General features: G+C 39.9%; 14 protein-coding genes. 7 read left to right on the top strand and 7 right to left on the bottom strand.

Annotated elements, in window-relative coordinates; all coding sequences use genetic code 11:
* Positions 1-386: 386 nt before the first annotated feature.
* From istA (ACQRCC_RS14180) to ACQRCC_RS14150, 7 genes are all read left to right on the top strand, one after another.
* Positions 387-1,496 (top strand): IS21 family transposase, encoded by a 1,110-nt coding sequence (gene istA, locus ACQRCC_RS14180; RefSeq protein ID WP_427851414.1) that lies wholly within the window; start codon positions 387-389, stop codon positions 1,494-1,496.
* Between the two features lie 159 nt (positions 1,497-1,655).
* Complete coding sequence (gene istA / locus ACQRCC_RS14175) at positions 1,656-3,194, top strand: IS21 family transposase (RefSeq protein WP_427851413.1); 1,539 nt, start codon at positions 1,656-1,658, stop codon at positions 3,192-3,194.
* Positions 3,195-3,200: 6 nt separating this feature from the next.
* Positions 3,201-3,977 (top strand): IS21-like element helper ATPase IstB, encoded by a 777-nt coding sequence (gene istB / locus ACQRCC_RS14170; protein WP_154433269.1) that lies wholly within the window; start codon positions 3,201-3,203, stop codon positions 3,975-3,977.
* An 88-nt stretch (positions 3,978-4,065) separates the two neighbouring features.
* Positions 4,066-4,470 carry a hypothetical protein gene (locus ACQRCC_RS14165; RefSeq protein WP_427851412.1) on the top strand — a complete coding sequence of 135 codons (405 nt, stop codon included), beginning with the start codon at positions 4,066-4,068 and terminating at the stop codon, positions 4,468-4,470.
* Positions 4,467-5,273 carry an IS21-like element helper ATPase IstB gene (gene istB, locus ACQRCC_RS14160; RefSeq protein WP_427851411.1) on the top strand — a complete coding sequence of 269 codons (807 nt, stop codon included), beginning with the start codon at positions 4,467-4,469 and terminating at the stop codon, positions 5,271-5,273. The genes ACQRCC_RS14165 and istB (ACQRCC_RS14160) overlap by 4 nt, the downstream gene beginning before the upstream one ends.
* Entirely contained in the window at positions 5,266-5,520 is a 255-nt protein-coding gene (locus tag ACQRCC_RS14155; protein ID WP_427851410.1) for a hypothetical protein, read from the top strand. Before istB (ACQRCC_RS14160) ends, ACQRCC_RS14155 begins: the two co-directional genes overlap by 8 nt.
* Positions 5,521-5,565: 45 nt before the next feature.
* Positions 5,566-6,003, top strand: coding sequence for a hypothetical protein (locus tag ACQRCC_RS14150; RefSeq protein WP_427851409.1), 438 nt, complete (start codon positions 5,566-5,568; stop codon positions 6,001-6,003).
* A 589-nt stretch (positions 6,004-6,592) separates the two neighbouring features.
* Here ACQRCC_RS14150 and rfbB read toward each other — a convergent pair.
* From rfbB to ACQRCC_RS14115, 7 genes are all read right to left on the bottom strand, one after another.
* The gene (rfbB, locus tag ACQRCC_RS14145; RefSeq protein WP_427851408.1) at positions 6,593-7,618 is read right to left on the bottom strand and encodes a dTDP-glucose 4,6-dehydratase; all 1,026 of its coding nucleotides are present in this window, start codon (positions 7,616-7,618) and stop codon (positions 6,593-6,595) included.
* Positions 7,619-7,633: 15 nt separating this feature from the next.
* Positions 7,634-8,518, bottom strand: coding sequence for a glucose-1-phosphate thymidylyltransferase RfbA (rfbA, locus tag ACQRCC_RS14140; RefSeq protein WP_427851407.1), 885 nt, complete (start codon positions 8,516-8,518; stop codon positions 7,634-7,636).
* 132 nt (positions 8,519-8,650) lie between these two features.
* Entirely contained in the window at positions 8,651-9,178 is a 528-nt protein-coding gene (locus ACQRCC_RS14135) for a dTDP-4-dehydrorhamnose 3,5-epimerase family protein (RefSeq protein WP_427851406.1), read from the bottom strand.
* Positions 9,179-9,240: 62 nt separating this feature from the next.
* A complete protein-coding gene (locus ACQRCC_RS14130) occupies positions 9,241-10,158 on the bottom strand; it encodes an NAD-dependent epimerase/dehydratase family protein (protein WP_427851405.1) in 918 nt (305 codons plus the stop codon).
* Between the two features lie 14 nt (positions 10,159-10,172).
* Complete coding sequence (locus ACQRCC_RS14125) at positions 10,173-11,573, bottom strand: NDP-hexose 2,3-dehydratase family protein (RefSeq protein WP_427851404.1); 1,401 nt, start codon at positions 11,571-11,573, stop codon at positions 10,173-10,175.
* Between the two features lie 147 nt (positions 11,574-11,720).
* Positions 11,721-12,752 carry a Gfo/Idh/MocA family protein gene (locus tag ACQRCC_RS14120; protein ID WP_427851403.1) on the bottom strand — a complete coding sequence of 344 codons (1,032 nt, stop codon included), beginning with the start codon at positions 12,750-12,752 and terminating at the stop codon, positions 11,721-11,723.
* Between the two features lie 16 nt (positions 12,753-12,768).
* Complete coding sequence (locus tag ACQRCC_RS14115; protein ID WP_427851402.1) at positions 12,769-13,719, bottom strand: glycosyltransferase family 2 protein; 951 nt, start codon at positions 13,717-13,719, stop codon at positions 12,769-12,771.
* Positions 13,720-13,731: the final 12 nt, after the last annotated feature.

Genomic DNA, 13,731 nt, shown 5'->3' with positions numbered 1-13,731 from the left:
TGAGATAAATGTCTCATGCCTACCGATAATATATTACCATATTCTTTGACTTTTTTCAAGCCGGGTGCAAGAGTGTGAGAACAGGGTGCACGATATATTCTTCACTGCTGCATGATATATTCTTTAACGCTGCATGATATGTTCTTCACTGCTGTGCTTATTCTGCACTGCCGCACCATATATCAAAACGATACCCACACGCTAATGTAGATTTATAATGAAAACTGATCCACTTTTTCCACTGAAAATTGACCCATCATCTATCCGGAGGATGACCGTCACGGTCATCAATCAGTGAGAAAAATTTACATTGAAAATTGACCCACCCATTGCTGGCAAATATAATCCTTTCGTCGCAAAGCAAGCGGCAGAAAGGAGGAAAGGATGTGTACAAATTGCAACAATGGGCAGCTGTTCAGGAACTGTATCTGAAGCACCAATCGATCCGAAGCATAGCCAGGACGCTAGGTATTTCCCGGAATACAGTAAAAAAACTGATCAAGATGAAAGAACAGCCAAAGTATCATCGCAGCAAGAGCAGCACAAAGATCGATGCGTACAAGGACCAGATGATCGAATGGAGAAGTGCCCCGAACAACTTTAACGGGACAAGGATCTTCCGGGAACTTGAAAAGCGGGGCTATACCGGAAGCATCGGGCCTGTGTATCGGTATCTGGCTATCATAGATGAAGATACGGAAGGACACATATCTTCGAAGGCGACAGTTCGTATCGAAACGCCGCCTGGTGATCAGGCACAATTCGACTGGTCTGAGTATGAAGTTCCGGTCGCCGGAGTATTTACGAAGGTCTACTGCTTTTCGATGATTCTTGCTGCATCCAGAAAGAAAGTGGTCTGCTTTTCACTAAAGCAAGACGCAGACGCCATTTATGAGGCGATTCAGGAACTTTTTGATCAACTTGGAGGTGTTACGCTTGAGCTATTGATCGACAATCCTAAAGCGCTGGTCGAAGAAAACGACCCGAAAAGCGAGGAGGAAATCAAATACAATCCTTACGCATTACTGCTGGCAAAGCACCTTTCCATTGAACTGAATGCGTGTCCGTGCTACTGGCCAAGAAAAAAAGGAAAAATTGAACGACCGTTTAACTACATCGAGGAACAGTTCATAAAGGGTAATTCATTCGCATCAATGGAGGATCTCAACACAAGAGGGAAGAAATTCGTGAATGAATGGTGTGACGATGTTCATACGACAACCAAACGTATCCCGAATGAGGTCTACGCGATGGAGGAGCGTGCAGTTCTGAGGCCTGTACCGGATAAACATTTTCGTATCAAGGAACTTCAGAAGCGTATCATAAGCCCGGATCTGTTCATCAGCGTCGACGGAAGCAAGTACACTGTTCCTGCGAAGTACGCGCTAAAAACCATGTATTTCCGGGTCGTGTATGGATTTCGGATTGAGATCTACGACAAGAATAAAAAACTTGTCCTGACACTGGAAAAGTCCAGGGACAAAGGATCTGAATAATCCGGGGTGAAATCCATCACCTGTCCGGCGTATGGAAATCGCTAATCCGCTTAATTGGAAATCGCGTTTCCGTTAAATAGGAAATCGATTTATCTATAAAAACCTTATAATGAGCTCATGCACCAGTTGGTGTAAATTCATTGTAAGGAGGTCACAATTATGACCAAGTACAGAGAAATCATTCGCCTTACTGGCCTGGGATTCTCACAACGCGATATCATGGCTAGTTGTGGTGTCGCACAAAAAACTGTCGTCAAAGTCCAAAAACGTGCCAGAGAATTAAAACTTTCATGGCCACTTGATGAAGCAATGACTGACACAGAGCTTCAAAAGCTCATGTTCTCTAAAGAGAACAAGGTATCGCCTAATAAACGTATGCCTGACTACGACTACATCCGCAAGGAGCTACTTCGTAACGGAGTAAGTAAAAAGCTCCTGTGGACTGAATACATGGAGGATTGCCGTGCCAATGGCGAAGAACCACTCATGTATTCTCAGTTCTGCTACCACATCCAACAGGATGAGCAGAAACATCGTGCTACCATGCATATCAACCGGAAACCCGGTGAACAGGTTGAAGTTGACTGGGCAGGGGATCCTGCAACAATCATTGATCCGGATACCGGAGAAATCATGAAAGCCTACATATTTGTTGGTGTAATGACTTACAGCCAGTATACATACGTGGAAGCATTTCTGGATATGAAGCAGAAATCATGGATTAATGCTCATGTCCATATGTACGAGTACTTTGGCGGTGTTGCCAGGATTCTCGTACCGGATAACTGCAAAACTGCAGTTGTTCACAATGGTGGACTTAAAGACCAGCAGATTAATGAAACCTATCAGGAAATGGCTGAACACTATGGCACCGCTATTATTCCGGCACGTGTCAGAGCTCCCAAGGATAAGCCGAATGCTGAAGGAACGGTAGGAAATATCTCTACCTGGATAACAGCAGCACTTCGGGATGAACAGTTCTTCTCCCTTGCCGAATTAAATCGTGCAATCAGAGACAAGCTCGAACTGTTCAACCAAAGGCTCTTTCAAAAGAAAGAGGGTAGTCGGCGAATCTTATTTCTTGAGGAAGAAAAACCATTGCTGGCACCATTACCTGCTACCCGTTTTGAACTGAGTGACTGGAAAACAGCCACCGTCCAGTTCAATTATCACATATCTGTGGACGGAATGCTATACTCAGTTCCTTATGAATATATCAAAAAGAAAGTTGATGTGAAGGTAACAGATACCACTATTGAAATTTTCTACAATCATAACCGCATTGCTTCCCATCGTCGTCTGAAAGGACACCCTGGGCAGTACAGCACTATCACGGAACATATGCCGGAAGACCACCAGAAATATCTGGAATGGAACGGTGACCGGTTCCGCAAATGGGCTGAGCGGATTGGCATAAATACATACACTGTGGTTAATGCAATACTGACCTCCAAAAGTGTGGAACAACAGACCTACCGAAGTTGTATGGGACTTCTAAAGCTTGCTGAGAAATACTCAGATGCATTGCTTGAAGCAGCCTGTAAAAAAGCTTTATCCTATACATCCTCACCCAGTTACAAGAGTATTAAAAACATCCTTGTGACAGGTTCTGTAAAACCAGAATCAGAAACAACTGAATCCAAGACCACACATAAAGCACATGGCATCACAAGAGGTGCCGATTACTATCGGAGGTAAGCACATATGACAAATCAGAGTACAATAGACAAATTAATTGAAATGCGCCTTACTACTATGGCAGATGCATTTCGCAACCAGCTGGAGGATCCTAAATTTAATGAAGTACCATTTGAGGACCGCTTTGGTATGCTGGTGGACATCGAATACAGCAATCGCAAAAACAATCGTCAGAAACGACTGATCCGTAACGCTGGATTCGACCAGCCGGAAGCAAATATCATGGATATCAACTACACTTCCGGCCGCAAGCTTAACAAGGATCTTATTAACCGGCTTGCAACTTGCGAGTATATATCTGAACACCGGAATCTGTTTATTACCGGTGCTACAGGCTGTGGTAAGACTTACATGGCGTGCGCCTTTGGCATGGAGGCATGTAAGCGGTATTACAATACCAAGTATGTCCGTCTTCCAGATCTGCTTATTGATCTGGAAATAGCAAGGACAGAAGGTAACTATCGAAAGGTCATGGCTAAATACGCTAACCCGTTGGTTCTCATTCTTGATGAATGGCTTCTTCTAAAACCAACAGAAACCGAGCAGAAAGATATCTTTGAACTTCTTCATCGCAGACGCAAGAAATCATCTACGATTTTCTGCTCTCAGTATGAATTCGAAGAATGGTATGAACAGCTTGGCGGTGATGATAGTCCTCTTGCAGATGCAATCATTGACCGCATTGCCCATGACAGCTATCGCATCAACATTACAAGCATTGATGCTGAACATGATCGATCAATGCGAGAGGTATACGGCTTAGATAAAGCATTACGCGAGTAAACTCGCATGAGATGATTTCCACTTTCCGGACATCTGATTTCCAGATTTCCGGAAGTGCGATTTCATCGCACAAGAATATTCAGGATCGGTGGTAAAGAATCCGGAACACTATGCCGACATTGCGCCAAGGACCAGTACATCTATACCGCAGATACGTAGAGATTTCACCGAAGCATTCAGCAACGGCAAGCTCTATCTTGATGCAGCAGAAAAACAGTTTCAGCAGCCTACGCACTATGCACGGAAGATTCTGGAACTACTCGATGTTTATGATGCAGGTCTTCTGGATGAATACATCGGGATTGCTGTCAAAGAGAATAAGCTTGGCGTGCGGGAGTTCAGACAGCTGGTCAAGGAAAAGACGCGAGGATTACTGGCTGCGAGAAATACTTCTGCTGAAACCTGTCTGATAAGCAATAAAACTGAAGATCCTACCGGTCTGACACGTAATACAAGCTACTATGAAGGGATTGGAAAGGAGCCGGGCAGATGACAGATACCGAAACAGATAACTACATCTACCAGACAATGAAGGCCTTCAAGCTTGTAGATATGCGTGACAGGTATCCGGATGCGATTGAAGCAGCCGAGAAGGAACATCTGTCATACAGAGACTTTCTTAAAAACCTTCTTGATATCGAGGTGGATGGAAAGACACGACGCCGGACGGAACGACTCACGCATCAGGCCAGCTTTGAATCACCCAAGAGTCTCGAGGATATCGATTACAGCTTCAATGCCAGCCTTGACCATGACCAGATCACATCGCTGGGACATCTGGATTTTCTGAAGAGACATGAAAACATCATCATTATCGGACCGCCTGGTGTCGGTAAGAGCATGATTGCGACCGGTATAGGAAGGAAAGCATGCAAAGAGGGATACAGAGTTCTGTTTGTTAATGCCAAGGAACTGATGGATGATCTTTCAGAGGATGTACAGAAAGGGACACTGCGAGACAAGCTGAAGGCACTGGCAAAGGTTGACCTTCTGATCCTCGATGAATTGTCTTATCTAAAGATGGATAAAGAAAAAGAGAGCCTTTTCTTTCAGATCGTGCGACAGCGATACGAAAAGAGCTCCCTCATCATAACAACCAACCTGCCGCTTGGCAGATGGGATGAATTATTTACCGGCCAGCTGGCCGCGACAGCTATCCTGGACCGTCTCGTCCATCACTGTCATGTGATGAGTATAACAGGAGACAGCTACCGCGTCAAAGGGCCAAAAGATAACGTATCAACAAAGAACTGCTCCGATCAGCGGAGCGATATGGGGAATAAAGACCATGGATAACCATAAATACAACGCGGAATATCCTGAGATCACGCAGCCTGATCTTGATGATCAGCTTCAGGACTATGAAGAATCCGTGAAGATGGATGAGGCACTCTCTCAAACGCCGGCTATCGTACGAGAGGAGCTTCGTAGATGTCACAGGGAGATATGTCACCTCCACGATTTTGTCTATGCACAAGGAATTGGTGAAATGGCAGACAAGTATCTGGCGGAAACGGCTGACTCAGAAGTACCGTTTGAATAACTAACAACCATCTCTTTTATTTCTGATAGGCTGGAAGGAGAACAAATGATCACAGTACCAGAAAAGGCATTTCCTGAAATTGTGGATCGATATAACAGCGGAGGGCGTTCCGCAGCTAACGATTACATTCGGGAAGCATACAAAATAAAGCATCCATACTTCGTAATCGACCGCATCAAGAAAAGCGGCAAGTATCAGTATGAAGCATCAAGTGACCGATTTATTGCGCTCGAAAAGACAGAGCACAGTCCAGAAGGTTTGTTCATGAGCCTCGATGACCTGTGTGAAAAGCCATTGGCTGAGGATAAAGGTAATTCTTTCAACAGTCCCGGAACCGAAACTATGGACAAACTGATCCGTAGTCTTCTCAGTGACAGACTTATGCAACTCAGCAAATACATAACCATCGATTCTGCGAGCAGGACTGTCATGATAGACAGAACGACGCTTCTGGCCGATGGCTACCGGATCTCGATGCACTAGGTGGGTCAAGATTCAATGTGAATTTTCTGTTTTACAACAAAAAGTGACCCGCCTTAGCCAGCCAGCTAACGGGGACTAAGGTGGGTCAACTTTCAACGTAAATGTGGGTCAATTTTACTTGACAATCAACAGCTAATATTGGGTTCATAAGAAAGAGGTTCATAAGAAAGAGAAGCCCAAAAGAAAATATTCTAAAGAAACATTCTAATGGGCTTCAATAGTAAGCGGTTTATATCCACACGCTACTTCTCATCCACACTTCAGTACCCCACTCTCTTTTCTTCCCACCATACCACACAAGGAAGTGTATAAGAATAGAATAAAAGCAGGTGTGGAAGAAAAGAAGAAAACACAGGGGATGAGAAGGGATTAAGTACATTTCTACGGCGTGCTAAACACACCATCTTCCTCATTCCAACTCAACTACTCTACCCGCTTCGGCTGCTTTTTTATGCTATTATGGGCGAAAATTGGATGACAGAAACGCTCGAAAATTGAGAGATTACTGACATATCGAAAACACCTTTGTTTACACATATTTACTCGTCAACTTTTTTGCTGTCAGGAAAAATGACACCAGTACGCTTATCTATCTATTCCCGTACATCTGCTCGTAGTAGTTCATGTACTCACCAGATGTACACTCTGCCATCCAATCCATATGGTCCTTATACCACTGGATGGTAAGCTTGATTCCATCTGCAAACATTGTAGTAGGCCCCCATCCAAGTTCTCTGTTTGCCTTTGTTGGATCAATGGCATAGCGTTGGTCATGCCCTTTTCGGTCTGCTACGTATGTAATAAGGCTCTCAGGTTTCCCGAGTTCCTGCAGAATAATCTTCACAATTTCTATGTTTGCCTTCTCGTTGTGGCCACCAAGATTATAGACTTCTCCTACCTTGCCCTTCTCCAAGACTGCAAGAATTCCATGGCAGTGATCCTTTACATACAGCCAGTCACGAACGTTAAGTCCCTCGCCATAAACTGGGAGCTTCTTATCCTGACTTGCATTATTGATCATCAAAGGAATCAGCTTCTCCGGGAACTGATATGGGCCATAGTTATTGGAACAGCGGCTAATAGTAACCGGCAACCCGTAGGTTCTGTGATAAGCCTGGACCAGCAAATCCGCAGATGCCTTAGAAGTTGAATAAGGCGATGATGTGTGGATTGGTGTATCTTCCGTGAAGAAAAGGTCAGGTCTGTCAAGCGGTAGATCACCATAAACCTCATCTGTGCCAACCTGATGGAATCTCTCCACACCATACTTACGGCATGCGTCCATCATTACCTGAGTGCCTAGGATATTCGTCTCAAGGAAGATACCGGGATTCTCAATAGAGCGGTCCACGTGAGACTCTGCAGCAAAGTTGACCACAATGTCGGGATGCTCTTTTTCAAAGATTGCAAATATTCCTTCTCTATTTCTAATATCTTCTTTGTAGAATACAAAGTTTGGGTTAGTAAGTGCATCGTTAAGCGTGTGGATATTCGCGGCATATGTAAGAGCATCCACACAGACTACCTTCCACTCAGGTCTTTCTTCTAGCAGAAGATATACAAAGTTCGATCCAATAAATCCGGCACCACCGGTAACAAGTACTGTTTTATTCATCGTTCTATCCTCTTATCATCTCGGCATCTTACCATCCGCAACCATTCTCAGATGATGGCCATAGGGGGATTTGCCGTATTTCTCAGCAGCACTCAGTAACTGCTCTTTATCAATCATTCCGTATCGATATGCAATTTCTTCAGGAGAAGCCACAATGATTCCCTGCATATTCTGGATTGTCTGAATGAAGCCTGCTGCCTGCATCAAGCTATCCATCGTACCGGTGTCAAGCCACGAGAATCCTCTTCCCATGATGTCGCAATCCAACAAATCCTTCTCCAGATACATTTGGTTAAGAGCAGTAATTTCAAGCTCACCTCGTGCACTAGGCTTTACTTGTTTAGCCATTTCACTTACACCTGATGAGTAGAAGTAAAGACCTGTAACTGCGTAGTTAGATTTAGGCTTGGCAGGTTTCTCTTCAATAGAAAGCGCCTTATAGTTCTCATCAAACTCGACAACGCCAAAGCGCTCCGGATCATTCACATAGAACCCAAAGACAGATGCTCTACCTTCTTCTGCTCTCTTGGCAGCGCTCTTTAGCATATTACCAAGTCCATTACCATAGAAGATGTTATCTCCAAGAATCATCGCACATGCATCAGTACCGATAAACCCTTCACCGATAATAAAAGCCTGTGCCAAACCATCTGGACTTGGCTGGACTGCATATGACAGTTTGATTCCAAACTGATGGCCATCTCCCAGCAAGGACTCAAACCGTGGTGTGTCCTCTGGTGTGGAAATGATTAGAATATCTCGGATATTTGCCATCATGAGAGTTGTCAACGGATAATAAATCATCGGCTTATCGTAGACTGGTAAGAGCTGTTTGCTTGTCACCATTGTTAAAGGATATAATCTTGTTCCTGCTCCACCTGCTAATATGATACCTTTCATTTGTCTTTCCTCCCGTATAACTACGAAACAATTCCAATTAATATAAGCATATTCTATTCTAAATCTCTATTGAGCTACACAGATATCTATTTATTTTTAGATCCAGCGTTTCCAAATAACCAAGAATGAAGGCTATAGCATCGGAGCATATCTATTCTTATTGCTAAGTAAATCTTGCCTAACGACTACCCTACCTCCGACAGTCCAGTCAATGCCAAGACTGTCCCACTTGATAGATTTAGCAGCTTCAAAACAATATTTGTTATCTGTTAGATATTCTAATTCTGTGTCATCTTCTAGAGTGACAAAGCCATGTGCATATCCGCGTGGAATGTACATCACTTCTTTATTATAGGATGATAGTTCATATCCAACCCACTTTCCTTTATCACTTCCGGATAGACATATTCCTACACTATACAAGCTTCCTTTAGTACATCTAATTATCTTTGCTTGCGGAAATGAATCTTGGTAATTAGGACCTCGAACAGTGCCCTTTGAAACAGTAAACGAATGATTCAGTTGAAAAACCCTGTCAAAAGAAAATCCTAATTTAGTCAAGTCTTCTGTAGAAAAAGGTATCAAAAATAACCCTCTATTATCTTTAATTACCTCTGGCATAAGTAATGCACAACCTAATTTAGTATCAACAATCTTCATGTGCATAACCTTTCACGCAAATAATGTAACCATTCAACATTTTCTTATTATTTTTTTCTTTGTTACATTTCTAACTTTTTTACCCATTCAGATGTAATTTTCATTGTTTCCTTAAAGTCCGCTTTGCATTCAAAACCCGTATCTCTATATAAAGCGTCAAGATCTATTTTCGAATAATCTATTTTTTGATTATCTTTGTATTCTCCAAATTTCAGTTCAACATCAGGAGCAATAACATCTCGAATATCAATCATCAATTCTTTGAACGTCTTGAGTTTTCTATGACCAACATAATACTCGTGTTGGTTCTTACCTTTTTCTCCGATTGCAATTAAGGCGTCAACCAAATCACCAATGTAGATTAAATCATAAGTATTTTTTCCTTCCACGAGTTTAGGCGCAATACCTTTGTTCAAGCTATCTACAACAACGTTTACTAATTGTTTGGAATAGTTATTCTCTCCATACGGCATAGGAATTAGACCGGCACTATACTCAATTCCTAAGTTAAATGCCAATGTTCGGCAGATAAGACTCGCTGCAGTCTTTCCTGTCGAATATATGCAAGTATATCTTGGCTCAAATCCAGGAGTAGCCAAGAAGTTCTCAATTTCATATTGGTTATAGGTACCAGCATACACAAATTTTTTTACACCGATATTTTTTGCCGCTACCAACGCGTCTCCAGCATACGCAGCATTACTCATTTGTATTTTGTAATCTTTTATAGCTGAAGTGAAACCACCAGCCCATGCAAAATGATAGAACACATCTATTTCTCTATCTTGGATCCTTGATGGAATCATTTCATACTCTTCAAACGATGCAATTAAAGGAATGAAATTGTCATACTTTTTAAATTCATCCAGTTTTGGTGTTTCTATATCTACACCGTAGACAGTAACTCCCTGGGATAATAGTTTTCTAGCTAAACTTCCACCGATAAAACCTGTAACACCGGTGATTAGTACTTTATTCATCAATTTACTCCTTCCTATAATCTTAATATTGAAAACAAATTTCTCAACTGAATATTCAAACAGTTGTTGAACTGAATAAGAATATTAACTGTTTGGAAGTCTGCCCAAAAGTATCCCTCAGGTAAGGATGGTATTTCCTTCTTATCGATTCGCATAATTACATTCCTATTCTGCTCGTGGTAGAAACGTCCACCTTCTTCAGAAAACAACCCTTGAAATTCTACATTTTCGTTATTATTTAATTTCCGTAAAAAAACATCTTCAACACAATTTTTTGCTGAATCATTAGGTCCCAATTGAACACTTGGCCCGACCTCAATTTTGTCAAAACAACCTATTTCAGATTTTGCTTGAATTAAGAACTCCATAGTATTATTTTCAACGCAATATACTAGACCAAATGTAGACTCACCTATGGCTTCTAACAGCGGCTGCTGCCAACGTCTAACTTCTCTGCCCTCAATTTCAATGTTACAATATACAACCTTAAAATCACCACTAGTAGAAATCAATTCACTATCCACCATCTTCCAAGAAGACAGCGAATGTAAGTCAACCAATTCTATAGTAGATTTATCAAGCATCTTAATCTCATTTATATACTGATATATTTTGTTTATACTTGTCCCTGCTTCCCCAAAAAACATTGAATTAAACAGAGACTCTCTCTTAAAAAGGCTTTTTATATGTGTTAATTCTTTATAAGTAAAGTTTTTCAACGAGAACGGTATACATGATATAACAGTTCTTGTATCCATATTTACTAAATTATCATAGGCCATCAACTGCTTAATCTGTCCCAGCGTCATCCATTTATGTGATGGAAGTACATCAATATCATCATTAATAACAATAATAATATTTCTGTTTCTTTTCCCTAAGAATCTAGATGACTGCTCAGATTGTATTTGATCTACAACTATCTCATAATCATTTTTATTAGAAAAATACTCTAGGTAAGCTGGTGCTTTGCCTCCATGGGCTTGCATAAAATTACTTTTTGTGGCCTGTATCGTAGGCGAAATCTGAATTTTGTTTACATTTCCCGGTTCTATTTTCGCCTGCATTAAAAAATAAAGTGTGCCATCTATTACTTTCCCGATTATACCCAAATATCCAATTTCATTTTGAATTATAATCGGTTGTTCATAAACAGATTCACCATCACGCTTTATTAATCCTTTTATTTGGAAAAAGCTATTGTTCCGATTCTTTATCTCGCCAGTCTCTTTATCATAATACCAAAAGCCATCATATTTATATGGAATCTTTGATATATTAACTTTTGTACTTTCATTTTTTTGTTTAACCCATTCCAAAATATCTTCTGTGGAATTAAAAGGGTTATCAGTTGTTGCCCAAGATTCCATAATTCGTACCAAAGTTAAATTTTGATTTATATTATAATTTCCCATTTAACCACTCCATTTTCTTTATATACAAATTGCGCTATCTTTTTTTAATAACTAACTTAAATACTTTTGATAACTATCTCGCACGTTTACTTAAACACTATTATTTATAAATCCAACAGAGAAGTATCTTCACAAAAAATATCTTTTTTAAATATCATTTTGACTTTTGCTTCTAAATTCATCAACCAACTCAGATTGCTTTATAATTGCTTGGTAATTATCTCTTCTAGTCTTGTCATCTCGTACACAATCATAGAAGAATCTTATTGACTTTTCAAATGCATCATCGCTTGAAAGTGTAATTACATGATCATCATTATTTCGTCTAATAGTTCCTTTTGGCTCAAATCCAGCTGGAGCTGTTAATACTCTGCCTGTTGTAAAGTAAGCCTTGCTTCCCCAAATCTCTAATTCACATTTGTAATCGTTGTCCATTCCAAATGCAACTTGAACAACATCTCCAGAATCATTCACCAATGCACCCGATCCGTATAAATCCACATCAAATTCATTTGTATAATTCATACTCGAATAAGCAACTTTAGCAGATTCCCCTAGTAATCTTGTGGCATACTTTATTGTATATCCCCCTGCATCAATTAGAGCTCCTCCACCTAGCTTGCTGTTATACCGAAAATCATTTTTAGGTCTCATAGGAAATCCGAAATTTATTCTGTAAAGGCGTACATCTCCTAACTCACCTGATAGTATTATTCGTTCAATATCTTCTAGTTGATTATGAAATGTAAACATGTAATTTTCATGCAAAGCCAAATTCCTACTATCCGCAATTTTCACCAACTCATCGGTATGCTCTTTACAAATAGTAGCCGGTTTCTCAACCAAAACATGTTTATTATTCTCCAAAGCTTTTTTTGCCCATTTATAATGTAACGCTGGAGGGAGTGGGATATATATAGCCTCTATTTCATTAGAAGAAACGATTTCTTCATAGCTAGAAAATATCTTACCTCCATAATTCGAAACAAACTGCTGAGCTTTTTCATTACTATTCTTTAATAATAGTTTCACCTCATCTGCAGATGGAAGATCACTTCCAAATCTTTCTTCTACTGAACTTACAGCTACTCCTACAAACTCCAATTCATCAATTTTTTTTAATGCTGGCATGAAACGCCTTATAGCTATATCAGATGGACACAATACACCTATCTTCATAAAAGATCCTCCGCTTTTAAATTATTGATTTCAATCGATAGCAAAGATAATACAAATGTGCATTTTTTTGTTTTAAAATCAACTTCTCAATTGGCGATAAGTTTGACTTTGAAAGATATGATTGAAATTCTCTTGACTTTATAATTTGGGATGCTAGTAAAATCTCATGAATTTTTGTACATTTATTTAAAATACATCTTTCACCATAGAAGCTAATTGATTGTATATCTTCTTCTTGTAAATGTGCGTATTCACTTCTTTTTAGGAATTCAATTGCTGCTTGTAACGAATCATAATTTTTTTTGTATGATTTTGATGACCTAGAAACAGAATTCTCATATTGTATATAGTGATAAAATGCCTTTTTACAAAAATAGATACTTTTTGTATTGTTAAATACCTCAATCATGGTCAACCAATCTTCAAAGTCATGAATCTGGCCTTTATAGGTAGTTTCCACTTGCTTTACCAATATCTCTTTTAGCAAAACTTTTGTAAACTTTGCGTATGGAACGCTACCACCTACTAGTTTTTTTCTAATACTTTCTAGTTTATCTCCAGTATACAAGCCTTCATCGAAAGGGATACCGCAAATCTTACCATCGCCATTTTCTTTTTCAATAATATAAGGACTAAATAAAATCTCCGCGCCTATATTATCAATAAAGTTAAAAATGTAGTCGATATATTCTGTATCAATATAATCATCTTGATCAAGAATCGTGACATATTCCCCTACAGCCCTTTCTAGACCATATTGCCAGGCCCTAAATGTACCACCATTTTGTTTGGTATATAACTTCACACGCGTATCAGATATGTGATTTATTTCTTCAACTGTGTTATCTGTTGAACCATCATTTACACAAATAACTTCAAATTCCAGTTTGGATTTTAAAACAGAATCTAACAATAAATGAATTTTTGATCCTGCGTTATAAATTGGAACAATAATACTTAATTTCATCCTATACCTCTA

The organism is Sporofaciens sp. SGI.106 (assembly GCF_050314255.1).
In the GTDB taxonomy this organism is placed as follows: Bacteria; Bacillota; Clostridia; order Lachnospirales; family Lachnospiraceae; genus Claveliimonas.
Note: the sequence above shows the minus strand (reverse complement) of the source record. Positions and strands in the feature narration are given on the sequence as shown.

What these genes read in the sequence shown, in the direction of transcription:
- istA (WP_427851413.1), top strand. Translation starts at nt 1,656, where the DNA reads ATGACCAAGTACAGAGAAATCATTCGCCTTACTGGCCTGGGATTCTCA.
- istB (WP_154433269.1), top strand. Translation starts at nt 3,201, where the DNA reads ATGACAAATCAGAGTACAATAGACAAATTAATTGAAATGCGCCTTACT.
- istB (WP_427851411.1), top strand. Translation starts at nt 4,467, where the DNA reads ATGACAGATACCGAAACAGATAACTACATCTACCAGACAATGAAGGCC.
- ACQRCC_RS14155 (WP_427851410.1), top strand. Translation starts at nt 5,266, where the DNA reads ATGGATAACCATAAATACAACGCGGAATATCCTGAGATCACGCAGCCT.
- ACQRCC_RS14150 (WP_427851409.1), top strand. Translation starts at nt 5,566, where the DNA reads ATGATCACAGTACCAGAAAAGGCATTTCCTGAAATTGTGGATCGATAT.
- rfbB (WP_427851408.1), bottom strand. Translation starts at nt 7,618, where the DNA reads ATGAATAAAACAGTACTTGTTACCGGTGGTGCCGGATTTATTGGATCG.
- rfbA (WP_427851407.1), bottom strand. Translation starts at nt 8,518, where the DNA reads ATGAAAGGTATCATATTAGCAGGTGGAGCAGGAACAAGATTATATCCT.
- ACQRCC_RS14135 (WP_427851406.1), bottom strand. Translation starts at nt 9,178, where the DNA reads ATGAAGATTGTTGATACTAAATTAGGTTGTGCATTACTTATGCCAGAG.
- ACQRCC_RS14130 (WP_427851405.1), bottom strand. Translation starts at nt 10,158, where the DNA reads ATGAATAAAGTACTAATCACCGGTGTTACAGGTTTTATCGGTGGAAGT.
- ACQRCC_RS14125 (WP_427851404.1), bottom strand. Translation starts at nt 11,573, where the DNA reads ATGGGAAATTATAATATAAATCAAAATTTAACTTTGGTACGAATTATG.
- ACQRCC_RS14120 (WP_427851403.1), bottom strand. Translation starts at nt 12,752, where the DNA reads ATGAAGATAGGTGTATTGTGTCCATCTGATATAGCTATAAGGCGTTTC.
- ACQRCC_RS14115 (WP_427851402.1), bottom strand. Translation starts at nt 13,719, where the DNA reads ATGAAATTAAGTATTATTGTTCCAATTTATAACGCAGGATCAAAAATT.